The following is a 23395-nucleotide window of genomic DNA, read 5'->3' on the forward strand; positions in this document are numbered from 1 at the left end:
ATATAATTAATAATAGAAAGTACATATTACTGCAAATGCATTTGCAGTAATATGTACTTTCTATTATTATGCACTTTTCTGAAATGACGATAAAATCTAATGATTTTTCAGTGAATTAAAAAAAGTTCTAAACATTAGTTTAGAACTTTTTTGGAGCTAGCAATAGGAATTGAACCTACAACCTGCTGATTACAAGTCAGCTGCTCTACCGTTGAGCCATGCTAGCAAAAATATGGCGACTCAGAAGGGACTCGGACCCTCGACCTCTGCCGTGACAGGGCAGCACTCTAACCAACTGAGCTACTGAGCCATATATGGTGGGAACAACAGGGTTCGAACCTGTGACCCTCTGCTTGTAAGGCAGATGCTCTCCCAGCTGAGCTATGCTCCCATATATGTTTTGGTGGTGACTCCTAGGGGAATTGAACCCCTGTTACCACCGTGAAAGGGTGGTGTCTTAACCGCTTGACCAAGGAGCCTTATTAAATTTTAAATGGAGCTAGCAATAGGAATTGAACCTACAACCTGCTGATTACAAGTCAGCTGCTCTACCGTTGAGCCATGCTAGCTAATAAAAATGGCGACTCAGAAGGGACTCGGACCCTCGACCTCTGCCGTGACAGGGCAGCACTCTAACCAACTGAGCTACTGAGCCATATATGGTGGGAACAACAGGGTTCGAACCTGTGACCCTCTGCTTGTAAGGCAGATGCTCTCCCAGCTGAGCTATGCTCCCATATATGTTTTGGTGGTGACTCCTAGGGGAATTGAACCCCTGTTACCACCGTGAAAGGGTGGTGTCTTAACCGCTTGACCAAGGAGCCATAGTCGTTGTCACTTTATTAATTATGTAGTTGGGTCTCGCAACCCGACATAAACTATAATACCTAATTTTTCTTAATGTGTCAACATATTTTCTTGTTTTTTTCATTCTTTTTTTTTAATATAGTATATAACTCTAGCAAATTCAACGGTTTAAGCTTTAAATAAATTTTATATTTTTTTTTGATATATTACTATTCACTACTAAATTCTAGACATACTTTATGATTTTATATGAAATTATATGAAATCCATGTTCATCTTACTCATTTTAGGGTAAAATTATAATCAAACAATTTATATTATAAACATAATTTTTTCTCGAAGGGAGAGATTTTCTTGAAACATACTCTTATAATAGTTGGCGGAGGCGCTTCCGGTCTAACAGCTGCTCTTATAGCTAAGGATTCTGGTATAGATGTAGCGATAATCGAAGGAAGCGACAGAATTGGCAAAAAAATATTAACTACCGGTAATGGTAGATGTAATATTAGTAATATTAATATAAATAATGATAGATACCACAGTGATAATCCTGGTTTCTTTGCTGATACACTAAATTCTTTTTCTGCAGCAGATACTATAGATTTTTTCGCTTCTTTGGGCATACCTTTGGTAACTGTAGATGGAGGTAAAATGTTCCCTATGTCTATGCAGGCATCCTCAGTTCTTGATATATTAAGATTTTCTCTAGACGAAAAAAATATTCCGGTCTATACAAATACCAAAGTTAAGGAAATCACTAAAGCAAAGAAGGGTTTTAAAATTTATAGCTCAGATAATAGTATATATGAATGTGACAGGTTGATTCTTGCTGCTGGTGGCAAATGCGCTCCTAAAACAGGTTCTGACGGCTCTGGATATACATTAGCAAGGCAATTAGGCCACGATGTGCTTCCTCAAGTACCTGCCCTTGTACAGCTTAAATTAAACTATAGTAGGTTAAAAGCTTTATCTGGAGTGAAATTTGATGGCTATGGAGAAATATTTATAAATGGTTTATGTATTCAAAAGGAATTTGGAGAAATACTCTTTACAGACTATGGCATTTCTGGCCCTCCAATACTTCAACTTAGCAGGACTGCAGCTTATGGCTTATCTAAAAGTAATAAAGTTTCTTTAAAAATTGACATGTTACCAAATATTAGCCGTGAAGATCTACCAAAATTTTTAAACAAACATTGGTCATTATTTGAAAGTCGCGACCTTTGTGATTCATTTATTGGCATAATTCACAAGAAACTTATTCCAATAATTTTAAAAGAAGCCAAAATAGAAGATATGCATAAAGCTTGTCGCGATTTAGCTCTAATAGAAAAAGAAGCTATTTATGGTTTGCTTAAACATTGGCAATTTGAAGTATCGGGCACTAATTCTTTTTCAAATGCTCAAGTTACTGCAGGAGGTATTAATACAAAAGAAATTAACCCTCAAACTCTAGAATCTAATATTATAAAGGGCCTGTTTTTTGCAGGTGAAATATTAGATGTTGATGGAGACTGTGGTGGTTTTAACCTTCAATGGGCATGGAGTTCTGGTGCTGTTGCAGGAAGAAATGCTTCCAAATAGATTTTTTTTCTAATTAATTTCGAAGGTTTTTCATATATTATGCTATAACTAAAAGTAGAGGTTGCTTGAATGCTTCACTTAGCCAAGTGATTCTAAATTAATTTTATGGAAAGCTACTAAAAAGTGCAAACTCGCTAACGCTCAAACAAGCACTTTTCTTAACGCATCTTTCCATAAAATTAATTAAGAATTACTAAGGCACATTCAAATGCATTCTTATCAACCTCTACTTTTGTTAGCATAATATAATAAAAATATATAATTTATAATTTATAATTAACTATTACACAGGTTAAAATCAGTTATGAATATCTTTACATTATTTTTTATTTTCATGGTCTTTTGTTTCAGACTTATCAGAATAATGCCACATCATAAATATTAAAACTAAAGTTATACATAATACCCCCATGGTTATATTGAATTTTCCATAATGTATCCAGCTAAATACTATCATCATAATCCCAATAATTGTTATAATCCATTTTGCCTTAATAAGTTTCATTTATTTCCCCTTCTTAAGCAATATATACTTTCGTTAATTCTAAAAAAAGTAATTCTAATTTACTATACCCAGATACTTTCCAAAAGAGTAAGCTCAACACCCTCTTCGTTTATGATTCTATGTCTACATATTGTTTTATCAACTTCTTTTATAACCTGCGTGCTTACTTTTATGATTTCACCGTATTTTGTTTCCTTTATGTAAGTCACCTTAATATTTTTAAGTTCTTTATTTAATATTATGTCCTCAGGTATTGTCTCTATTGCCCAGGCTGCATATTTAACGTTATTTACGTGCATATTTGTATCAATATCACTGTATCTTACCTGAAAGCTTTTCTCATTATCCACTTCATTCATTGATAATATATTCTCAATGTTTTTTAATGTATTGGGACTATCCTCTATACCATAAACTTCATATAATTCTTTTGTAACTCTTATTGGTCTTCTTGTATCTGTGTTTATTAAAATCCAAATTGAATCAGCATGTCCTATTTTATTTCCTTTACCATCAAAGATATCATATTTTCTATCTGCATAAAATTTTTTAAAAGAATGTGCAAATGTCTCCACCTTTATAGTTTCGTTAAGAATTGGGTAAGACTTAATTGCTATATCCCATTTATATAAGACCCAGGCCATTTTGTTGTCTTTAAGGTAGTCTATTCCAACTCCCAAAGTTTCGCTTTGATACATTGCCATATCTCCTAGATAATTCATTATACTTGTAATCAGAACTCTTTTTTGTATATCTACTTCATAATAATGAATGTTATACTCTCTGCTTGTAACCACTGGAATTTTACTCATCATATCACCCCTATATTTTTTATAAGTACATAATATCTAATAATTTTGTTATTAATAATTTTTTTATACTTAGATTATATCAAAATAAACTGCTTAAATATCAGATAATAAGTTAATATAAATATAAACTTTGATAAATTTTTATTTATCTATGTAATTGTTATGAAATAAGTGATAAAATATTGTTGTCAGTATTCGTTATGAAACTGAACTATAAATAAGGATTATGAATAGGTCGACTTATATCCTTATGGAATAAGAGCGGAGGGAACACATGATTAATAACAACTCTATTAAAATTAGAAAAATAAAAACAAGTGAACTTACAACCATTGGTATGCTATCAGCTGTTTGTGTAGTACTTGGATTAACTGGATATGGTTTTATTCCACTTCCTGGTGCCAAAGCTACTATAATGCATATTCCGGTTATTATAGGTTCAATTATAGGTGGCCCTATAGTTGGAATGACCATTGGTTTAATATTTGGTGTTTTTAGTATTATACAAAACATAACTGCCCCCAATATATTATCTTTTGCTTTTATAAATCCTTTAGTATCTGTATTACCAAGGGTTCTTATTGGTCTTACTTCGTACTATGTTTATAAACTAAGCTTTGGTAAAAATGAAAACCTAAGAATTGGACTTGCTACCGTAATCGGTTCTTTAACTAACACATTTGGGGTTTTAACTATGGTATACATTTTATACGCAGCTAAATTTGCCGTTTCTAAGGGCATAGATCCTTCTATTGCTGCAAAAACTATTTATGGCATTGCTATAATAAATGGCGTTCCAGAAGCCATCATAGCTACCATAATTACCATTCCTGTTATAGTGGCCATTAAAAAAATAAGAAAAAATTAAAAAACAAGACACTTAGCATTTGCTAAGTGTCTTAATTTTTTTATGCGTTTATTGCAGTCATTAATTCTTCTAAATTAAGACCATGAACCATTGATGCTTCTTCTAATGTTTCAGCTTGTGCTGAAGGGCATCCAACACAACCCATTCCAAAGTTCATTAATACTTGAACTGATTCTGGTTTTTGTCTTACAACTTCGCCTATTGTCATATCCTTAGTTATTTTCATATTATATACCTCACTTTATTTTAGTTTGAAATAATTATATCAGAATTTGACTAGTTAATAAATAAAAATATTCACTAACTTTAATTCTCATTCTCATTGTATTCTATATACTTAAACTTTACTAGTACGCACTTTTTTAATCTTTAGTACCAATTTGTATACCTCATGCATATTTTCTATATTATTTATATTTTCCTATAATATAAAAAACATACATGAGTATAAAACAATTTAATATAGTATTTATATACTATATTTCAGTTAATACCATTGTTTGATCTCTTTTAGGACCTACTGAAACTATTGAAACTTTAACTCCTGTAAACTCTTCGATTCTCTTTAAGTATATTTTAGCATTTTCAGGAAGCTCTTCATAACTTCTTGCATCTGCTATACTTGTGTCCCAACCATCAAATTCTTCATATATAGGCACGCACATAGCTAAATCCTCAAGACTTGCTGGGAAATAATCTATAATACTACCCTCAAATTTATATCCTACGCAAATTTTGATTTTTTTAAGTCCTGCTAAAGTATCTATTTTTGTTACAGCAAAACTAGTGATTCCAGAAACTCTTGCTGCAGATTTTAATATAACAAGATCAAGCCATCCACATCTTCTTGCTCTACCTGTTGTTACACCAAATTCAAATCCTTTTTCGCGAATCCATTCTCCCGTTTCATCCTCAAGTTCTGTTGGAAATGGTCCTTTTCCTACTCTTGTAGTGTAAGCCTTAGCTACTCCTACGACACTTGTAATCATAGTAGGCCCTATTCCTGCTCCAACACAAACTCCACCTGCAATAGTGTTTGATGAAGTTACAAAAGGATATGAACCATAATCTATATCAAGTAAAGTACCTTGTGCTCCTTCAAATAAAACATTTTTTTCAGCTTTTATTGAATCATAAACTTTAACTGATATATCTTTGACATATGGTCTCATTCTATCTGCATACTCTAAATACTGTGTATATATTGTATCAAAATCTAAAGCTTTTCCACCCAAAACTTTTGTTATTATATCATTCTTAATTGTTAGATTAGTTTTAAGTTTTTCTTTTAGAACATCTTTTTTCATTAAGTCACAAACTCTAATTCCACTTCGTTCAAATTTATCAGTGTAACAAGGGCCTATACCTTTTTTGGTAGTTCCAATATCATTTTTACCTCTGGCTATCTCATATAAATTATCTAACTCTTTATGGTAAGGCATTATAACCTGTGATCTATCACTAATCATTAGTCTTTCAGGTGTTATATTCTCACCTAAATCTTGTAGATAGTCAATTTCTTTAAATAAAGCTTCTGGATCTACAACAACACCATTACCTATTACATTCAATTTATTTTTGTATAGTATTCCTGATGGTATTAAGTGAAGTTTGTATTCCTTATCTCCTACAACAACAGTATGACCTGCATTGTTTCCGCCTTGGAACCTGACTACAACGTCTGCTCCCTGCGCAAGATAATCTGTCATCTTACCTTTACCTTCATCACCCCACTGGGCCCCTAAAACAATAAATGCTGACATATAAATTCCTCGCTTTCTTTCAATTCGCAATAAATTTCTTAGATCCCTTGTCACTCAAACTTCATTGCCTATTATGTTTACTTTATATTTGAATTATACACTTTAAACATTCATATAACCAATTATTTAAATTAATCATCATCGAAGGTATTGTAATCATCATCTTCGTTGCTGTAGTCTTAATCTTCCTTTGTAGTTATATCTCTTGCTACTATGACTCCAGTTGCAGATGCTTGCATTAACCCTCTAGTTATTCCTGCCCCATCCCCTATAGTATACAAATTATTAATCGCTGTTTCAAACTTATCATTTGTACTAAATTTACTAGAATAAAACTTAACTTCCACGCCATATAGTAATGTATTTTTGCTATATAATCCTGGCGCTATTTTGTCAAAAGCTTTTAATGCTTCTACAATAGACGTTAGATGTCTTTGTGGTAATACAAAACTTAAATCACCCGGCACTGCTGATTTTAGGGTAGGCACTGTAGTTGACTTACTTAACCTATTAACATCTGTTCTTCTTCCCTTTAGTAAATCCCCGAGTCTTTGAACCATTATTCCTCCACCAGTTAACATGTTGCCTAACTGAGCTATATATTTTCCATACCCAATAGGCTGATTAAATGGCTCTGTAAAACTAGTAGATACAAGCATTGCAAAGTTCGTATTGCTTGTTCTTAGTTTTTGATCTGAATAACTATGCCCATTTACAACTGCAATGGTATTATCATCATAATACTCAGCTGATACTACTCCACCTGGATTCATACAGAAAGTTCTAACCTTATTACCAAATGTATCAGAATAATAAACTAATTTTGCTTCATACAAGTCCTTTGTTAGATGATCCATAACAGAATTAGGCACCTCAACTCTTACCCCAATATCTACCGCATTGTTAGTAACCTTTATGCCATGTTTTTTAGCTTCATTTGCAATCCACTCAGCCCCACCTCTACCGGGAGCAGCTACAACGTATTTTGCATTAACCTTAAATACACCATCTTTATTCTTTAATAATACTCCAGTAGCTTTATTGTCCTCAATTATTATCTCTTCTACTTCACTAAGTTCAACAAAGTCTGTATTTGTATTGTCTATTAAATGATGATACATAGATTTTAAGACTTCATACGCAAGTTCTGTTCCTAAATGTCTTACAGGGCACTCAACAAGACGAATATTGTGTTTACTTGCCTCATATTTAACATCCTCTACTTTATCACTATTAAGTCCATAGACCTTTTCATTTGCTCCAAACTCCATGTATATATCATCACAATATTTTATTAATTTTTTTGATTCATCTTCAGACAAATATTCTAGAAGTCTTCCACCAACTTCTGGACTTAGCGAAAGCTTACCATCTGAAAAAGCTCCAGCTCCAGCCCATCCATATGTTATTCCACAGGGATTACATTTGACACATTTGCCATTGATCCTCGCTGGACATTTTCTTTTCTCTATATTTCTTCCTTTATCAACTATAAGTACATTAAGTTCAGGTTTTTTATTAGCAATTTCCAGTGCGGTAAATATTCCTGCTGGACCGGCTCCTACAACAATTACATCGTAAAAATTTTTCATTTCATATGCCTCCTTATACTACTCCGTATAGAATAAAAATTATCACTGGTTGCCATACCCCTTAATATTAGCAGAGCAATATTAAGGAGTCAATACAAAATACGAATATTAGTAATTTATTTGCGATAATAGTTCGTGTATATTATTACTAAATTACTCTACATATAAATTAAAAACAAAAATGCACTTATTCATATTTATTGAATAAGTGTATTTTTCTATTAGTTAATTGCAAACCTCTCCATTACACTTGCTATTTTTATCACTTTTATTAAGATACTCTTGTCTATTTCTTAAGAAAACTATTATAAATACTTATATTATCTAATGATCTTATTCTTTCTGAAAATTTCCCTTCTTTTGTATCCCCTAAGGCTTTATTCATATCATACATTCTTGCATCCATTATGTCTAAATGATGTAGCATTTCTGCTTCTGGTATCATTGGTTTTTTAGGACTTCCATATTCTGCTTCATAATGATGAGCCAGTACCATATGTTCTAACAACATTGTTACTTCTTTATCCGCTTTAACCTCAATACTTGCTGTTTCTATCATTTTAACTCCTTGAATTATATGTCCTAGAAGTTGTCCTTCCACTGAATACTCACTTACAATTCCAAGCTCACTAGCATTCATCTCATATATTTTTCCAATATCATGAAGTATTATACCTGCATATAACAAATCTGTATTTAGAAAAGTATAAATCTCGCTTAATTTTTCTCCTGCCTTAAGCATAGTGGTTGTATGATATAAAAGCCCTGATCTTATAGCATGGTGATTAGACTTAGCTGCAGGGTAATGCATTAATTTCTCTTCATTATAAGTTAAAATATTAGTAACTATATTCTGAATATCTATATTTTCAATTTTAGATAAGTAGTTTAAAACATCATCATACATTTTTTCTGGCGAGTAAGGTGCTACTGCCACATAATCACAAATATTTACGTTGTCTTTTTCCTCAGTTAATCTTATTGCTTCAATTTTTAATTGAAGTTTTCCTCTCCACTCATTTACAGTTCCCTTAATTTTAACTAATATGCTTTGTTTAAACTTATTTTCTAATTCATCATTACACTCCCAAAGTTTTGCATTTATATCACCTGAGGCATCACCTAAATTAAAATCCAAATATTTGTTTGTATTGCTATTATTGGAAACTTTTGTGTCTACAGACTTTATAACAAAAAAGCCTTCAATTCTATCCCCTTTTTTTATTTCGCTTATCTTCTTCATTTCCATATTTATCTCCTTATGTTGTAATAAATGTATTATATAAAATACGTTATGATGATACAATCAATTAATGTTTCTACACTTATAAAGTGAATCACATAACTTTAATATCTATATCAATTATACATCATTATCCTTTATAAATTAAACTAATTGTTTTATAGCTTAGCTATTAATCCTCATTTAACAAATACTTCGATCTAACAGATTAAAATATTAAATAAAATATAAGTTTACTAATGTTTTCCAGAATATTTTACCTTTGCTAAACTATATTGTTTAAGTTATAATTTTTTAATAATGGAGGTGTACACATGAACGTTAATTTTTCTAATATTAATCTTAATACCATTATTATGTTTGCATTAGCATTGTTACTTGCTTATCTTGGTATTGCCGTATTTAAAATGGTTGGAAGGATATTAAGTATCGCACTTGGTATATTTCTTTTAATATATGTCCTTCAACAAGTAGGTATTACTGTTCCTGTATTAACTGATATTCTTGCCATTTTATTAAATGTGATAACCCCAATTATAGATGCTGTTAGACATTTAATAGGTTTATAAACATCAGCAATATTTATTCTTAATGAAAAGATTAATAGGACAAGCGTAAATTAGCTTATTTTATTAGTCTTTTTCCTGTTACAAAATTATTATTGTAGTATCCAGTTAATAAAGATGTTTTAATAACATCACCTGTCTTTGGTGATTGTATAAACTTATTGTTCCCAACATATATACCAACATGAGATACTTGATTAGGTATTGCTAAATTTGTCCTAAAAAACACCAAATCACCCTTTTGAAGACTATTTATATTAATTGAGGAACCTACATTTACTTGATCCATAGTTGTTCTAGGTAAATTTATACCTATGCTTTTATAAATATACTGCACAAGACCTGAACAATCAAAACCACCACTTACATATTTACCTACAGCATTAAATTTAGCCGGTGTTGAACCTCCCCATAAATATGGCATGCCCAAAAATGTATTTACGTACGCCATTAATCTTTCAATATTCTTAGCCCTAGATGATTGTGAATTAACTAGGCTTATGTAAGTTTTAGATATATACCCTACTTTACCATTGAATATAATTTTATAAAAACTATTTTGTGTTCCATATATATTTACTTTAAGACCTTTTTTTATAATTTGTATAATGTTATCACCTATAGTAGCTTCTTTTCTCACATTTAAACTATATGCTGTAACAATCCCCGTTCCCATAGATTGTAACAGTGATCTATTTACACTGCTTGTACTATTTATTGTGGTTATTTTAACATATGAACTGTATATGTATCCAATTTTACCTTTATAATTTATTTTATAGAAGTTTCCCTCTTTTCCAAGTGTATTCACCATAGTATTTCTCGAAAGTGAAGTTATAATAGAAGATGAAAGTGAAGATTTTTGCCTTACACATAATGAACTTGCATTTATTATTCCACTATCAGCAAATGCAGTATGCGAACTTGCCATAATAAATAAAACTGCTATAAAAGTTATTATTTTTTTCATGCACTCATCTCCAATAATTATATATTACATATTATTACTTTTATTGTTATTATTGTAACATAAATTGGCTGTTTTTTATATACTTATAATTAAATATTATAATATATACTGTTACTTTTATACTTTGCAACAAAAAATTACTAGGTTATAATTATACCAAGAGGTAGAAAAAAGTAGTTAAGATTAAACCTTAACTACTTTTCTAACTCACTATTATTTTAATTTAATAACCTTCTCTATCCTATGCTTAAAAATTCTTGCCACAAGCAACTAATCTTTTATCACTTTTTATTAATTTACTTTTGTCTATTCCAACTTTAACTTTTATCTTTTTCATATACATTCAACCTCACCTTATATGTAATTACGCTTTAAGTGCTTAAACAGTAGCCTTTTAACTTCTTATTTTTCTTATCTACTAGTATTATCACCAATAATATTTTATCTTAATCAACTTCCATTATTATATATATGTTTAATTTATATAAATAATACTTTTATATAAATAACATAATATTTACATACCCATTTGATATTTATACAACAATTTGTAGTTATAATTAAATTAACGATAAATAAGTTAGCGAAACAAATAGAAATAAAACTACTACAAGGGAGAAAATATGGATATTTTAACTAATTTTATAAATGTAATAATGCATATTGATACATATTTAACTTTGATCGTGCAACAGTATGGGATTTTAACTTATATTATTCTTTTCTTAATTATATTTTGCGAAACAGGCCTGGTCATCACACCATTTCTACCGGGCGACTCCATGTTATTTGCCGCTGGAGCTCTCGCAGGAATTGGATCAATGAATATATTTACTCTTTTAATAGTGATATATCTTGCAGCAGTACTCGGAGATACTGCTAATTACCATATTGGCAAAACTATAGGAAAAAAGATATTAGAAAAAGATAACATAAGGTTTATTAACAAAGATTACTTAAAAAAAGCTCAAATATTTTATGAAAAGCATGGCTCGATGACAATCGTAATAGGCCGTTTTATTCCAATAATTAGAACCTTTGTACCCTTCGTAGCTGGTATTTCTAAAATGAATTACTCAAAATTTATACCTTACAATATGCTTGGTGGTGGATTATGGGTAAGCTTGTTTTTAGGCGGAGGATACTTCTTTGGTAATTTGTCTTTTGTTAAAACTCATTTTTCTTATATGTTAATAGCTATAATGATCATTTCATTACTCCCGGGAATTATAGTATTCATACAAGAAAAAAGTAAAAAAAATGGAGATACACAAAATGATCTTCCAAGTACTTAGATATACTTATTAGATATTTATACCTAGGCAAGAAAAAATGAGTGTATCAAGATGATTTTTAATCATCTTGATACACTCATTTTTTTGATTTACAATTGGAGCTGAAAAAGGGGATCGAACCCTCGACCTACGCGTTACGAGTGCGTCACTCTACCAACTGAGCTATTTCAGCATATATTAAGAATTTCTAACTGTTACATTTGTTTAATAACGATACAAATTTTTGTTAAGCTTTAATCCATTTGCATCAGTAAATGCATTGGTAACAATCAAAATTAAATCAACTAACACCCATATTCCAAAACCACCAAAAGTTAAAATCATTAAAATCCCTGTACCTATTTTCCCTACATAAAACCTATGAATACCTACTGCACCAAAGAAAATACATAGCAGCAAAGTGAGTAGCCAGTTTTTTGAACTAATATCCCGCTCCTGCGTCATATTAGTTTGAATCAATAAATTAATGCCACAAATTTTGCAAAAATTAGATCCATCATCATTTTGAGAATTACAATTATGACAGAACATTAAATCACCCTTTTTTTATATTATTTGGAATACCTCATTTATATTTTATCATATGTGTCAATACTTTACTATATATATAAATGAAGTATTTATTTACTAGTTATAAACCTGCACAATAGATAGGAGTGACTTTTACGTCACCCCTATCTATAAAGACATATCTTTTACGCAGCTAAGCCTTTTCATATAATCACTTTCAACAGAATCTATATCTTTTTTTTGTTTCTCTTCTTTTATTTTCTTAACATCAACTGAATCACTAGTCTTTAAATCAGAATCTGGCATAGCGCTTTTAAAAAGATCCCCAACTATATTACCTATATATTCTTTAACTTCAGGATTATCTAAAATGTTTGCAATATCTACAGTATCTAATTTCTTAACTTTATCACCATAGTCCCTATAAAACCTCAGCGCCTGCTTAATAAGTTTGGAATTATTTATACCCTTTTTCTCCATACTGCCCACATAATTTATTAAATCTTTGTCTGTTTCATCTCCTAAATTTGATGATACAGTTTTACGGAGTGCCCCCATGATTATTTCCTCTCAACATTGGTTGCAGCAACTTCTTTATTTCCATCCAAGTATTCTAATACTAAAAGCTCTTTATATCTTTCAGCAAATAGTATAGCATTTGCACATTGAGGATTCTTATTTTCAATTAATTTTGGCTCAGTTTTTATAAACTCAGTTTGTAAATATTCTAGTAATAGAGTAGCCGGTCCACCTATTATTCTTATGTCTTTACAAGTATTCGGTTTAAAAGAGCTATTAATTGAACTGATTGCTTTCTCTACATAAGGTCTTAACACTAGATCTTTAATGTCTTGCAATATATTTTCCTCTCCAAAAGGTAGTTCATTGTCCTCTAAAAATTCAATAGCATCTGATATATCATAATTACCATCCGATCCTTCAGCTGAGTTAAATTTAGTAAGAAGAGCTTCTATTGTTGGTTCAAAACCATGCTGTGCAAAACTACTAGCCTTAGTCATTCCAAGCACTTTATTACCAAATTCATCTTTTTCATATTTCCAATGAGACACATCTAAAGTACCACCACCAAAATCAAGTAAGAGCATTGGGTAACTAAATGTTTCCATAGTTTCAGCACTTAACGTCCCCCCTTGTTTAAATACTTGTACATCTAAAATTTCTATATCATATGTTACATTATTTATAGTTATAGTTTGCTTCTCCATCTTCTTGATTTCATTTTTTAGTGGAACACTATGGTCTATATAATATTCTGCTGGGAGTCCCACAGCCAGTCTTACCCTTATCTTAGTTTCACCCTTAAAGCTTAGTGCAATAGCATTAAGTAGGTTTAACTTATAATGGTCTGACATATATTTGTTAGCTTCCATATTTAGTTTACCTTCCTTGTTTCCTACTGTAAATAATTTACCATTCCAAATAACATTACTTATTCCTGTAGCCCTTGAGCCATGCTTACTTACAGCAGATACACGACTCGCAAAAGTTACATTAGTACTTGTTTTTGTAAATGTATTTCCTATATCTACAGTTAATACTGACGCCAACACTTTATTTAATGCAGGATATTTTTTTGATATTTCTGTTAAGTTCATTTCTTTTTCCTCCTAAATTTTTCTATTTGTTCTTTCTTGTTATATATTCTATATTTTAGGTTAATATCCTTCTTTTAATTTCTTTATTTGTAAATATTTATAAATAAACCTGTAATTGTTTATTTACATACCTATAAATATATATATGTATATTTACAAATGTAAACATACATATATATATTTTTTTAAGAAAAACCACTTAATAACACTCCTGCTATAACAACCTCTTCATTATTATTCATGCGCAAATAAAAATAGGATAACAAAATTTTATAAATTTTGTTATCCTATTTTAATTTATTAGTCCCTATGAATTACATCAAGCCTTGCAAATTTACTAAATTGGCCTATCCATGCAAGTTTTACTGTTCCTATAGGACCATTTCTTTGTTTTGCTATTATAAGTTCTGCTACGTTTTTATCTTCCGTTTCCTCATTATAGTATTCATCTCTATATAAAAACATAACAAGATCAGCATCCTGCTCAATAGATCCTGACTCTCTAAGGTCAGATAGCATAGGACGATGGTCCGTTCTTTGCTCTGGAGCACGTGATAGCTGTGATAATGCTATAACCGGACACTGCATCTCCTTTGCGAGAGCCTTAATAGATCTTGATATTTCTGATACTTCTTGTTGTCTACTTTCTGTATTGCTTCCAGTCATAAGTTGAAGATAATCTATGACTATCATATCAATTCCATGTTCCATTTTTAATTTTCTACATTTTGAACGCATATCCATAACAGAAGTTCCTGCTGTATCATCAATGAATATTTTAGCAGCCGCAAGTGGTCCGGATGCTTTTGCTATGTTTTCCCAGTCTCTATCTTCTAAATCACCATGTCTAAGCTTTGACATATCAACATTTGCTTCTGAACATAATAGTTTATAGGAAAGTTGTTCTTTAGACATTTCCAAAGAAAATACAGCTACACTTTTCCCCTGTCTAAGAGCTGCATACTCGGCAAGATTTAATGCAAATGTAGTTTTACCCATAGATGGTCTTGCTGCAATAAGGATCATATCACCCTTTTGAAATCCAGCTGTTTTATCATCAAGCTCTGGGAACCCACTAGATATACCAGTTGTTTCGCCTTTATTATTAAAGATTCTTTCTATTTCTAGAAATCCTCTCTCAAGCACTGTATTCATAGGCTCAAAGTCTCCTGCATTTTTTTTCTGTGATATATTAAATACTTTTTGCTCTGCAAGATCCATTACTGCTTCTACGTCATCTTGTTTATTATAACAATTTTCTATAATTTCAGTAGAAGATTTAATAAGTTTTCTTAAAGTAGATTTATCCTCTACAATTTTTATGTATGAACTTAAATTAGCTGTGGAGGGTATTGAGTTACTTATCTCTGAAATATAAGTAATTCCCCCTGAAGCTTCTAGTTTTTCAGCCGAACGTAAATGCTCAAGTAATGTAATCATGTCAATAGGTGTGTCCTTTTGATATAATTCATATATTGCATTAAATATAACTTTATGAGAATCCCTGTAAAAATCATCGCCCTTTAAAACCTCCACCACTCTTGATATTGCGGTTTTATCTATAAGCATTGATCCAATTACTGATTGTTCTGCTTCTAAGTTATACGGTAAACTTCTAAGGGGTGTATCCATTATATATCTCTCCTAAATTAATCTTTTATGCCCTTCTAAAAATGCAGCACCGAAGGTGCTGCATTTTTAGGGCCATTAATTATAGTTTATTTTTAATAATTACATTATGTTAATAAACAGACCTTACGTTGATACACAGTAACTTTACGTTAATGAAAATACTAATTTCATTAATTCTTCGATGTTTGAAGCAGTTTTAGTTTCAATATCCTTAAGGCCCGTAGGTACTTCTTTTTCATTATCACTAGGAAGTATAACTAGCTTAATGCCTTTTCTTCTTGCACCATAAATCTTTTCAAATATACCGCCTACTGGTTTTATAATTCCTCTTAGAGATATCTCCCCTGTTACTGCAATGTCCTGCCTTAAAGGTTTATCTAAAAGTGAACTAATTATACATACGGTTATAGCCGCACCTGCAGATGGTCCATCAATTTTACCTCCACCTACTATATTTACATGTATATCATAATCATTTATATCCTTATTAGTCGTTTTTCTTATTACTGATGCAGCATTAAATACTGAGTCCTTAGCCATGCTTCCAGCAGTATCATTAAACCTTACATGTCCTTTACCTTTTTCCTTGGCTTCAAATACCGATGTTTCTATTTCTATAGTAGACCCTATATACCCCGATACTCCAAGTCCATATATATGTCCAACTTCAGCTTTAACATCTTTATCTAATTCCTCATATGGAAACAATCTACTTATAGATATAACTTCTAGCAAATCTTTCATATCAATTCTAACTTTAGACTCATCTACTAGTTCACTATTATGCAATACATATCCATAGGCATCTGCTAAAATATTTATAGCCTTTCTTCCTTCTATAGTATATCTACCAATAGTTCGTGCAACCCCATCTTCTATTTCAACTTCTAATTTAGAAGCAGCATTTACTACTATATTTTCTATATCCGTCGCAGCTAAAGGCTCAAAATACACCTCAGTGCATCTTGATCTTAATGCTGGATTTATTTCAGATGGTTCTTTGGTCGTCGCTCCTATTAAAACAAAATCTGCTGGTGCACCTTTATCAAATAAATATTTTATATATTTAGGTGTATTTTCATCTTCAGGATCATAATAAGATGATGAAAACTCAACTCTCTTATCCTCAAGAACCTTAAGCAACTTATTTTGAAGAATACTATCAAGTTCACCTATTTCATCAATAAATAAAACTCCTCCATGAGCTTCTGTTACAAGACCTGGTTTTGGTTCGGGTATTCCACCCTCAGCTAAATCTCTTTTACTTCCCTGATATATCGGGTCATGAACTGAACCTAATAGCGGATTTGTTATTTCTCTTGGATCCCACCTAAGTGTTGTTCCATCTACTTCTACAAACTTAGCCTCTTTATCATAAATAGTATAACTTAGTTTTTTTGCTTCCTCAAGAGCAAGTCTTGCCGCCGTAGTCTTACCAACTCCTGGTGGTCCATAAAGAATAATATGTTGGGGATATGGCGATGCCATCTTGGATAACAAAGATTTTATAGCTCTTTCTTGCCCAACTATTTCGCTAAAACTCTCTGGTCTTAACATTGCTTGTATATTTTTAGTAAGTTTTCTGCTATCAAGTGCTCTTAGGTCATCATATTTTTTAATTGTTTTAGCATTTTCGGGACCCTTTTGTTTCTTAATTATCCCTAGTCTAACTTCATCAATATATTTATCTTGTTTCTCCATTAGGTTTTTTTCAACTTCTGCTTCAATCTTGTTTTGCACATATCTTTTGGCTATTTCATCAGTTAACCATACATTGGTGCTATCTAACACCTCTTGTATGTTTTTTTCATTAGGAATCATATCTATTCCCTTACCATTGCTGATAATTTTATTTAAAGCATATAATCTTCTATATACGTCTTCACTTTTTATATGTTTTTGAAGTTTAAATTTTATAGTTTTAGCCTTAATACTGCCTTCATCTATTACATTTCTCATTATTTCATACAAAACGTCGATTTGTGTATCTAATGGCAATTCATCCTTTATTAACTGTTCTGCATTTTTATCTTCGTATAATATCTTCAAACTTAATACGCCTTAATAAATTGTATTATCATTTATTTACTAAAGCGTTACCTCCCTTCGTTTTATATGATTATTCCTCACAAACAAGAACTTTAATTTTAGTAGATATTTCTGGATATATTTTAATCTCTACATCATAAGTTCCTAATAATTTTATTGTATCTGTTACTACTTTCTTTTTATCGATATCTAAATTACATTGCTTATTTAATGCTGAAGCTATATCTTTACTTGTAATTGCTCCAAAAAGTTTTCCATTTTCCCCTGCTTTACCAATTATCTTAACTACTTTATCTTTAAGTGCATTTGCTATGTTTTGTGCATCCTCAATTTCGGATGTTTTCTTTTTTCTTTCTATATCGTTCTTCTTATTTAGTATATGCATATTAGGATCAGTAGCTTCCTCTGCTAATTTCCTTGGAAATAAATAATTCCTCGCATATCCATCTGCAGCGTTTACTACATCACCCTTTTTACCCATACTTTTAATATCTTTTAATAATATAATTTTCATTATTTTTCATCCTCCTTTAAATATTTTTCTATAGCTTCCTTTAATTTATCTACTACTTCGGAAAGTTTCATCGAAGTAAATTTTGTGCCAGCCATAGTCATGTGTCCGCCCCCACCTAATGTCTCTAGTATTAACTGTACATTTATTTTTCCAAGGGACCTTCCACTAATAAATATTTCATCTTCTATTTTAACAATAACAAATGATGCTTCAATACCCGTAATATTTAGAAGTTCATCTGCAGCCTGAGCCGCAACTACTGTATCTTGTATTTCTTCTGGGCAAACTGCTATCGCAATTTCATTTTTAATTTCTGCCGACCTTATAATATCAGCTCTCTTTAAAAAAACATTTAGATCATCAGAAAACATTTTTTTAACATCCATAGTATCTGCACCATGACGCCTTAAAAAGGCTGCTGCTTCAAAGGTTCTAACTCCTGTTTTAAAACAAAAATTCTTTGTATCTACACATATTCCAGCTAAAAGGCTTACCGCTTCTATATGCCTAAGCGATGGCTTATCTACCATATATTGAATCATCTCAGTCACTAATTCAGCGGTAGATGATGCGTATGTTTCCATATAACTAAGCACCGCACCTTGTATAAAATCTTGTGCCTTTCTATGATGATCGATTATAACTACTTTCTCAACTTCTTTAACTATTTCTAAATTCTGTACATGACTTGCATTATGAACATCTACTAATATAAGTAGACTATTTGAATTTTTAACATTTTTAAATCTTTCACCAGTTATAAAAGTATTTCTGTACTGCTCATCATCAAGTATTATATCCATCATGCTTTTTATTCCACTATTTATTCCTTCAAGAATAATATAACACTCTTTGTCTAAACTCTTAATAACGCTATATAAACCAATAGCCGCACCTAAACAATCAGGATCAGCATTTTTATGGCCCATGATAAAAATTATATTGCTCTCATTTACTAAATCCATTAGTGCATGAGCTATAACTCTTGCACGGACTTTGGTTCTTTTCTCAACTTCTTTTGTTTTACCACCAAAGAAAGATAATTTATCACCTTTTTTTACAACTACTTGATCACCACCACGACCCAATGCAAGTTCTTTCGCAGAAGTCGCAAATTCATAATTCTTGAGTGGTGTATCTTCGCCTCTTCCTACGCCTATGCTTAAAGTAACTGCAAGTTTATTACCATTCCTTATCTCACGAACACTATCTAATATGTCAAATTTCTTTTCTATTTCTTTTTCAATGTACTTATCTTGAACTATAATAACATACTTATTAGATGTATACTTCTTTACCATAGCATTAACACTCTGACTATAGCTATTTATTGTTCTCTCGATTTCTGCTACAAGCATTGGCGCCTTATCTTCTTCTGTAGTTTTTATAACATCATCAAGGTTATCAACCTCCACCATCATAATACTTTCACGGTCACCATTAATACCATTAATAAGATTAGTTTTTTCAGTTATATCGTAAAAATATAAGAGCATAATCTTATCTTTAACATTTTTGTTCTCATTTGTATCCACAATATTTGTGTAGATTTCATAACATTTATTTTTTATTTTAATGTTTGGAAATATATTCTTTTTACCCTCTAAAACTTGTTTTAAATTAAGTTCCTTTATTATGTCCCTAATGTTTTTGTTTAAAAGATCTTCCCCTTCGAGCATTGTTGTTACACTTTGATTGTACCATAAAACGTTTCCCGTATACCCAATTATTATTAATGGAAAGGGAAGTTTTACTAAAGTGCTTGTAGTTGCTATATCCAGTTTAGATGAAAAATTTTCGATAAATATTTTCCATTCATTTTTTTTGATTTTAGAATTGTATATATTGTACACTACAAGCATTGCGTATAAACCAAGTGCTACAAGTCCCACTTGAAAATGACCATAATAAAATATTATATATATGAGTATGGCCATGGTCACCATATATATTTTATTATTAACATTAAAATAATTATATTTGTTATCCATAATTAGCACCCCAATTATTTTCTTCTGATTCTATATGGATCAAGCTTTCTAAAATCAAAAGCCATTTCCATGAGTCCTATTGAAAAGTAAATACTGCTCAGAGGAGAAATCATAGTTATTCCTAAAATCAATATTACTATTGGTTTAGATAATTTTTTTTTCACTCTTAAATAATATGTACTTGCCGCAAGTCCATTTATAATAAATACAATTTGCACCAGAAACTGAGAAGAACTTCGTATATACTTCCCACCAGTTATATTCTTTGATGCAAGAATTATACCTATACACACCATCCCTATTAAAACAGCACCTACTATGTTAGAAACGCAAACTTTGCTAAAAGGTAATACTGGCTCCATCTTATAGTTTAGCTTGTTTAGTATCGCTCTAGACACTATATAATTCAAATAAGCTGATATTAATGAGTTGATAAAAATAGCTGCTGGTATTATTGCCAAAAATAAAGCAACATCAATTTTATTTATCATTTCATAACTTCTATCTAAAACCTTTAATTGATCTGGAGTTATACCATTTTGCATATAAGTATTTTTTGCTCCATCAATTGAAATTTTCATCGCTTGCTTTATAGCGCCAATGAATTTAGAACTAAAATCCATAAAATTGACTTTTGCTATGAATGACAAAGAAAAAGCTATTGTTAGTACATTTGATATCGAACATGCTATAGTTAAAAACAATAAGGTTATAGATGACCCTTTACTTTTCTTAACACAATAACCAAGTACTATTCCAATAATGATACAAGGGATAGCTGCATATATTGCCCTTATTGGATTAAATAATATAGATGTTAAAATTATGCTGAGGAATATAGCAGTAACCGTCACCTTCATATTATACCTTATATAAAGTATTGCCACAGGAATTGGTAATATTAATGTGCCTATAAATGATACCATTGGCAAATAGCTCGTTAAAATCATTATTACCGAAATTATAACAGATATAAGAGCGGCCTCTACAATAGCCTTTGTACTATAATCTTTATTTTCCATCTTATCCTCCATTAGTTATCGACCCTTTAGGTGCGTATAGAGTTTACTTAAGTCCTTTCCTTCCTTTTCTATATTATCTCCCTCAACGATTCCCACCTTTAGCTTCTTTTTCATGCTCTCATCCACTTCAATATTTGAATATCCTAACCTTTCACCTAATATATATAAAAGTATTATTGCCCCTGAAATACAATCTAGTATAGCATCTTGGGCAACATTACTTCCTTTGCTTAGCAACTTGAAGAAATCACCTATTATACATAATAGCTCAGCCTTTAAACTTTCAATTAACTTAACATTAGACATTATATTAAAATCATCCCTTTTCATAGTATATCATCTCCCCTTGTAGGCTTATGCTTATAACTCTATTTTAGTTAGTTTTCTATATTTATGCAACTAAAGTTTGTTTCTATATAAACAACAATCAACCAACATCCAATATTTGCATGTTTACATTTTATGGGTTGCAATTATAAGTATACTACAAATTACACTTGATGATATATAATTTTACATTTATATTTTCATTATTAATTAAAATATTTTATTTAACATCATTTTAGCTACCCAGGAGATGATTTAACTTTAAAAAAATAAAAGCAGCCACCTTAAGGCGCTGCTTTTAGTCATTTATTATGTATAGAAAACTTTCCTATTTGCTAGTAAAAATTTTCTATTCAGTAGTAAATGGTAGTAATGCTATATTTCTTGCTCTTTTTATAGATACAGTAAGCATTCTTTGATGTTTTGCACAGTTTCCAGAAATTCTTCTAGGAAGAATCTTTCCTCTTTCTGTAACATATTTTCTTAATTTATTTATGTCTTTATAGTCGATTGCAGTTGCCTTATCCATACAGAAAGCACAAACTTTTCTTTTCATTCTCTTTCTGTTACCACCGGCACCGCCGCCGCTTCTTTTATGATCATTCATAGCCATTATTTTTTTCCCTCCTTACCTAATATTAGAATGGTATATCTCCATCATCAATTGGTGTTATATCGCTAGCACTTCCAAAATCATTAGATTTAGTATTTGCTTCGCTACTATTTCCACCTTGATTAGTATTCGTGTCTGACGATTTATTTCCTCCCCATTCAAGGAAGTCAACTTCATCAGCAATTACTTCAGTAACATATCTCCTAGTTCCATCTTTAGCCTCATAATTTCTAGTTTGAATGTTTCCAGAGACGCTTAAAAGCTTACCTTTACTCATGTAATTAGCAGTAGCTTCGGCTTGCTTTCCAAATACCACTATCGGTATAAAGTCTGCATCTGGTTGACCTTCTCTTTTAAATCTTCTATTAACGGCTACAGTGAAAGTGGCTACAGCTGTTCCTGTTCCTTGAGCGAATTTAAGCTCAGGATCTTTTGTTAATCTACCAACTAAAACAACTTTATTCATAAAAACACCACCTATTTTTCTGGATTTATTATGATATGTCTTATAACACTGTCAGTAATTCTGAATACTCTATCTAATTCTTTAGGTAATTCTGGATTTGCATTGAAATTGATTAATGTATAGTGACCTTCACCAACTTTTTGTATTTCATAAGCTAGTTTTCTTTTGCCCCACGCATCAACATTTTCAACTTCTCCACCATTATTTTCTATTACACCTTTAAACTTTTCAACGTTAGCTTTAACAGCTTCTTCGTCTAATGAAGGATGTAATATGAATATAGTTTCATATTTTCTCATTAATTTCACCTCCTCCCCTCGGACTAACGGCCATGCATTGCACGGCAGGGATTACAATAATAGATTATATCATTTAATTTTAAAAAAATCAAGTAATTATTCCTTAGTAATTCCTTTTTCTTTATTTAACGCATTTTCTTTTATTATTTTCTTTACTCCTGAGTCAAACTTAACTCTTGGAAGCATAACTATTCTCGCACACCCTAAGCATTTTATTTTAATATCTGCACCCAATCTAATTATTTCCCAGTCTTTACTACCACAAGGGTGAACTTTTTTCATTTCAACGATATCTCCTAAATTAAATACTTTCATCAAACATCCCACCTTCACTCAATTGTTAATTCATTT

General features: G+C 31.0%; 24 protein-coding genes and 9 tRNA genes. 4 read left to right on the forward strand and 29 right to left on the reverse strand.

The annotated features are described in order from the left end of the window. Positions 1-151: 151 nt before the first annotated feature. From KPL54_RS21025 to KPL54_RS21060, 8 genes are all read right to left on the reverse strand, one after another. Positions 152-226 (reverse strand) — tRNA-Thr (locus KPL54_RS21025). A 7-nt stretch (positions 227-233) separates the two neighbouring features. Continuing rightward, a tRNA-Asp gene (locus KPL54_RS21030) sits at positions 234-310 on the reverse strand. A 5-nt stretch (positions 311-315) separates the two neighbouring features. Then, a tRNA-Val gene (locus KPL54_RS21035) sits at positions 316-391 on the reverse strand. 13 nt (positions 392-404) lie between these two features. Further along, positions 405-479: transfer RNA gene (locus tag KPL54_RS21040), tRNA-Glu, on the reverse strand. A gap of 15 nt (positions 480-494) precedes the next feature. Further along, positions 495-569: transfer RNA gene (locus KPL54_RS21045), tRNA-Thr, on the reverse strand. Between the two features lie 9 nt (positions 570-578). Then, positions 579-655: transfer RNA gene (locus KPL54_RS21050), tRNA-Asp, on the reverse strand. Positions 656-660: 5 nt separating this feature from the next. Beyond that, positions 661-736: transfer RNA gene (locus tag KPL54_RS21055), tRNA-Val, on the reverse strand. 13 nt (positions 737-749) lie between these two features. Then, positions 750-824 (reverse strand) — tRNA-Glu (locus tag KPL54_RS21060). A 337-nt stretch (positions 825-1161) separates the two neighbouring features. On the opposite strand from KPL54_RS21060, the gene KPL54_RS21065 reads away from it, so the two are divergent. Further along, a complete protein-coding gene (locus KPL54_RS21065; protein ID WP_216108491.1) occupies positions 1162-2391 on the forward strand; it encodes an NAD(P)/FAD-dependent oxidoreductase in 1230 nt (409 codons plus the stop codon). Positions 2392-2710: 319 nt separating this feature from the next. On the opposite strand, the gene KPL54_RS21070 is transcribed toward KPL54_RS21065, so the two are convergent. Together KPL54_RS21070 and KPL54_RS21075 are read right to left on the reverse strand one after the other, a co-directional pair. After that, a complete protein-coding gene (locus KPL54_RS21070; RefSeq protein ID WP_216108492.1) occupies positions 2711-2896 on the reverse strand; it encodes a hypothetical protein in 186 nt (61 codons plus the stop codon). Positions 2897-2958: 62 nt separating this feature from the next. Next, positions 2959-3708, reverse strand: a complete 750-nt coding sequence (locus KPL54_RS21075) for an acyl-[acyl-carrier-protein] thioesterase (protein ID WP_216108493.1) — start codon at positions 3706-3708, stop codon at positions 2959-2961. A 274-nt stretch (positions 3709-3982) separates the two neighbouring features. Between KPL54_RS21075 and KPL54_RS21080 the strand changes: the two genes are divergently transcribed. Then, positions 3983-4576, forward strand: coding sequence for an ECF transporter S component (locus tag KPL54_RS21080; RefSeq protein WP_216108494.1), 594 nt, complete (start codon positions 3983-3985; stop codon positions 4574-4576). A gap of 40 nt (positions 4577-4616) precedes the next feature. Here the strand turns inward: KPL54_RS21080 and KPL54_RS21085 are convergent, their stop codons facing one another. The 4 genes from KPL54_RS21085 to KPL54_RS21100 all read right to left on the reverse strand — a co-directional run bounded on the left by KPL54_RS21085 (position 4617) and on the right by KPL54_RS21100 (position 9180). Then, positions 4617-4802, reverse strand: a complete 186-nt coding sequence (locus tag KPL54_RS21085; protein WP_071614767.1) for a DUF1858 domain-containing protein — start codon at positions 4800-4802, stop codon at positions 4617-4619. Between the two features lie 250 nt (positions 4803-5052). Beyond that, on the reverse strand, positions 5053-6339 hold the full coding sequence (locus KPL54_RS21090; RefSeq protein WP_216108495.1) for an adenylosuccinate synthase: 1287 nt from the start codon (positions 6337-6339) through the stop codon (positions 5053-5055). A gap of 179 nt (positions 6340-6518) precedes the next feature. Further along, entirely contained in the window at positions 6519-7931 is a 1413-nt protein-coding gene (locus KPL54_RS21095; RefSeq protein ID WP_216108496.1) for an NAD(P)/FAD-dependent oxidoreductase, read from the reverse strand. A 286-nt stretch (positions 7932-8217) separates the two neighbouring features. Further along, positions 8218-9180, reverse strand: a complete 963-nt coding sequence (locus KPL54_RS21100) for a 3'-5' exoribonuclease YhaM family protein (protein WP_071614770.1) — start codon at positions 9178-9180, stop codon at positions 8218-8220. A 308-nt stretch (positions 9181-9488) separates the two neighbouring features. On the opposite strand from KPL54_RS21100, the gene KPL54_RS21105 reads away from it, so the two are divergent. Next, positions 9489-9743, forward strand: a complete 255-nt coding sequence (locus KPL54_RS21105) for a hypothetical protein (protein ID WP_216108497.1) — start codon at positions 9489-9491, stop codon at positions 9741-9743. Between the two features lie 55 nt (positions 9744-9798). On the opposite strand, the gene KPL54_RS21110 is transcribed toward KPL54_RS21105, so the two are convergent. Beyond that, positions 9799-10710: a C40 family peptidase gene (locus KPL54_RS21110; RefSeq protein WP_216108498.1), complete on the reverse strand. Its 912-nt coding sequence runs from the start codon at positions 10708-10710 to the stop codon at positions 9799-9801. A 623-nt stretch (positions 10711-11333) separates the two neighbouring features. On the opposite strand from KPL54_RS21110, the gene KPL54_RS21115 reads away from it, so the two are divergent. Further along, the gene (locus KPL54_RS21115; RefSeq protein WP_216108499.1) at positions 11334-12005 is read left to right on the forward strand and encodes a VTT domain-containing protein; all 672 of its coding nucleotides are present in this window, start codon (positions 11334-11336) and stop codon (positions 12003-12005) included. A 96-nt stretch (positions 12006-12101) separates the two neighbouring features. Here KPL54_RS21115 and KPL54_RS21120 read toward each other — a convergent pair. The 14 genes from KPL54_RS21120 to KPL54_RS21185 form a co-directional block, all read right to left on the reverse strand. Further along, positions 12102-12177: transfer RNA gene (locus tag KPL54_RS21120), tRNA-Thr, on the reverse strand. Positions 12178-12209: 32 nt separating this feature from the next. Beyond that, on the reverse strand, positions 12210-12536 hold the full coding sequence (locus tag KPL54_RS21125) for a TM2 domain-containing protein (RefSeq protein ID WP_216108500.1): 327 nt from the start codon (positions 12534-12536) through the stop codon (positions 12210-12212). Positions 12537-12683: 147 nt separating this feature from the next. Beyond that, complete coding sequence (locus KPL54_RS21130) at positions 12684-13073, reverse strand: hypothetical protein (RefSeq protein ID WP_216108501.1); 390 nt, start codon at positions 13071-13073, stop codon at positions 12684-12686. A gap of 2 nt (positions 13074-13075) precedes the next feature. Continuing rightward, positions 13076-14131, reverse strand: a complete 1056-nt coding sequence (locus KPL54_RS21135; protein ID WP_216108502.1) for a ParM/StbA family protein — start codon at positions 14129-14131, stop codon at positions 13076-13078. Between the two features lie 300 nt (positions 14132-14431). Next, positions 14432-15763, reverse strand: a complete 1332-nt coding sequence (locus KPL54_RS21140) for a replicative DNA helicase (RefSeq protein WP_071614776.1) — start codon at positions 15761-15763, stop codon at positions 14432-14434. 144 nt (positions 15764-15907) lie between these two features. Then, the gene (gene lonC / locus KPL54_RS21145; RefSeq protein ID WP_216108503.1) at positions 15908-17812 is read right to left on the reverse strand and encodes a Lon family ATP-dependent protease; all 1905 of its coding nucleotides are present in this window, start codon (positions 17810-17812) and stop codon (positions 15908-15910) included. A 70-nt stretch (positions 17813-17882) separates the two neighbouring features. After that, positions 17883-18326: a 50S ribosomal protein L9 gene (gene rplI, locus KPL54_RS21150; protein ID WP_071614778.1), complete on the reverse strand. Its 444-nt coding sequence runs from the start codon at positions 18324-18326 to the stop codon at positions 17883-17885. After that, positions 18326-20317 (reverse strand): DHH family phosphoesterase, encoded by a 1992-nt coding sequence (locus KPL54_RS21155; protein WP_216108504.1) that lies wholly within the window; start codon positions 20315-20317, stop codon positions 18326-18328. The genes rplI and KPL54_RS21155 overlap by 1 nt, the downstream gene beginning before the upstream one ends. A gap of 14 nt (positions 20318-20331) precedes the next feature. After that, positions 20332-21339 carry a DUF2232 domain-containing protein gene (locus tag KPL54_RS21160; protein ID WP_216108505.1) on the reverse strand — a complete coding sequence of 336 codons (1008 nt, stop codon included), beginning with the start codon at positions 21337-21339 and terminating at the stop codon, positions 20332-20334. Positions 21340-21354: 15 nt separating this feature from the next. Further along, positions 21355-21669 carry a MazG-like family protein gene (locus KPL54_RS21165; RefSeq protein WP_171298991.1) on the reverse strand — a complete coding sequence of 105 codons (315 nt, stop codon included), beginning with the start codon at positions 21667-21669 and terminating at the stop codon, positions 21355-21357. A gap of 346 nt (positions 21670-22015) precedes the next feature. Beyond that, a complete protein-coding gene (gene rpsR, locus KPL54_RS21170; protein ID WP_071614782.1) occupies positions 22016-22279 on the reverse strand; it encodes a 30S ribosomal protein S18 in 264 nt (87 codons plus the stop codon). A 25-nt stretch (positions 22280-22304) separates the two neighbouring features. Next, positions 22305-22745, reverse strand: a complete 441-nt coding sequence (locus KPL54_RS21175; RefSeq protein ID WP_071614783.1) for a single-stranded DNA-binding protein — start codon at positions 22743-22745, stop codon at positions 22305-22307. A gap of 11 nt (positions 22746-22756) precedes the next feature. Beyond that, positions 22757-23044 (reverse strand): 30S ribosomal protein S6, encoded by a 288-nt coding sequence (gene rpsF / locus KPL54_RS21180; protein ID WP_071614784.1) that lies wholly within the window; start codon positions 23042-23044, stop codon positions 22757-22759. Between the two features lie 96 nt (positions 23045-23140). After that, on the reverse strand, positions 23141-23359 hold the full coding sequence (locus KPL54_RS21185) for a DUF951 domain-containing protein (RefSeq protein ID WP_375373009.1): 219 nt from the start codon (positions 23357-23359) through the stop codon (positions 23141-23143). Positions 23360-23395 lie beyond the last annotated feature (36 nt).

The sequence above is a fragment of the Clostridium estertheticum genome (genome assembly GCF_018861295.1).
GTDB lineage: Bacteria > Bacillota > Clostridia > Clostridiales > Clostridiaceae > Clostridium_AD > Clostridium_AD estertheticum_D.

Coding starts and splice junctions, on each gene's coding strand:
- KPL54_RS21155 (WP_216108504.1), bottom strand. CDS start 20,317: ATGGATAACAAATATAATTATTTTAATGTTAATAATAAAATATATATG.
- KPL54_RS21105 (WP_216108497.1), top strand. CDS start 9,489: ATGAACGTTAATTTTTCTAATATTAATCTTAATACCATTATTATGTTT.
- KPL54_RS21165 (WP_171298991.1), bottom strand. CDS start 21,669: ATGAAAAGGGATGATTTTAATATAATGTCTAATGTTAAGTTAATTGAA.
- KPL54_RS21185 (WP_375373009.1), bottom strand. CDS start 23,359: ATGAAAGTATTTAATTTAGGAGATATCGTTGAAATGAAAAAAGTTCAC.
- rplI (WP_071614778.1), bottom strand. CDS start 18,326: ATGAAAATTATATTATTAAAAGATATTAAAAGTATGGGTAAAAAGGGT.
- rpsF (WP_071614784.1), bottom strand. CDS start 23,044: ATGAGAAAATATGAAACTATATTCATATTACATCCTTCATTAGACGAA.
- KPL54_RS21085 (WP_071614767.1), bottom strand. CDS start 4,802: ATGAAAATAACTAAGGATATGACAATAGGCGAAGTTGTAAGACAAAAA.
- KPL54_RS21080 (WP_216108494.1), top strand. CDS start 3,983: ATGATTAATAACAACTCTATTAAAATTAGAAAAATAAAAACAAGTGAA.
- rpsR (WP_071614782.1), bottom strand. CDS start 22,279: ATGGCTATGAATGATCATAAAAGAAGCGGCGGCGGTGCCGGTGGTAAC.
- KPL54_RS21175 (WP_071614783.1), bottom strand. CDS start 22,745: ATGAATAAAGTTGTTTTAGTTGGTAGATTAACAAAAGATCCTGAGCTT.
- KPL54_RS21135 (WP_216108502.1), bottom strand. CDS start 14,131: ATGAACTTAACAGAAATATCAAAAAAATATCCTGCATTAAATAAAGTG.
- KPL54_RS21125 (WP_216108500.1), bottom strand. CDS start 12,536: ATGTTCTGTCATAATTGTAATTCTCAAAATGATGATGGATCTAATTTT.
- KPL54_RS21160 (WP_216108505.1), bottom strand. CDS start 21,339: ATGGAAAATAAAGATTATAGTACAAAGGCTATTGTAGAGGCCGCTCTT.
- KPL54_RS21095 (WP_216108496.1), bottom strand. CDS start 7,931: ATGAAAAATTTTTACGATGTAATTGTTGTAGGAGCCGGTCCAGCAGGA.
- KPL54_RS21130 (WP_216108501.1), bottom strand. CDS start 13,073: ATGGGGGCACTCCGTAAAACTGTATCATCAAATTTAGGAGATGAAACA.
- KPL54_RS21115 (WP_216108499.1), top strand. CDS start 11,334: ATGGATATTTTAACTAATTTTATAAATGTAATAATGCATATTGATACA.
- KPL54_RS21110 (WP_216108498.1), bottom strand. CDS start 10,710: ATGAAAAAAATAATAACTTTTATAGCAGTTTTATTTATTATGGCAAGT.
- KPL54_RS21140 (WP_071614776.1), bottom strand. CDS start 15,763: ATGGATACACCCCTTAGAAGTTTACCGTATAACTTAGAAGCAGAACAA.
- KPL54_RS21090 (WP_216108495.1), bottom strand. CDS start 6,339: ATGTCAGCATTTATTGTTTTAGGGGCCCAGTGGGGTGATGAAGGTAAA.
- KPL54_RS21075 (WP_216108493.1), bottom strand. CDS start 3,708: ATGAGTAAAATTCCAGTGGTTACAAGCAGAGAGTATAACATTCATTAT.
- KPL54_RS21100 (WP_071614770.1), bottom strand. CDS start 9,180: ATGGAAATGAAGAAGATAAGCGAAATAAAAAAAGGGGATAGAATTGAA.
- KPL54_RS21070 (WP_216108492.1), bottom strand. CDS start 2,896: ATGAAACTTATTAAGGCAAAATGGATTATAACAATTATTGGGATTATG.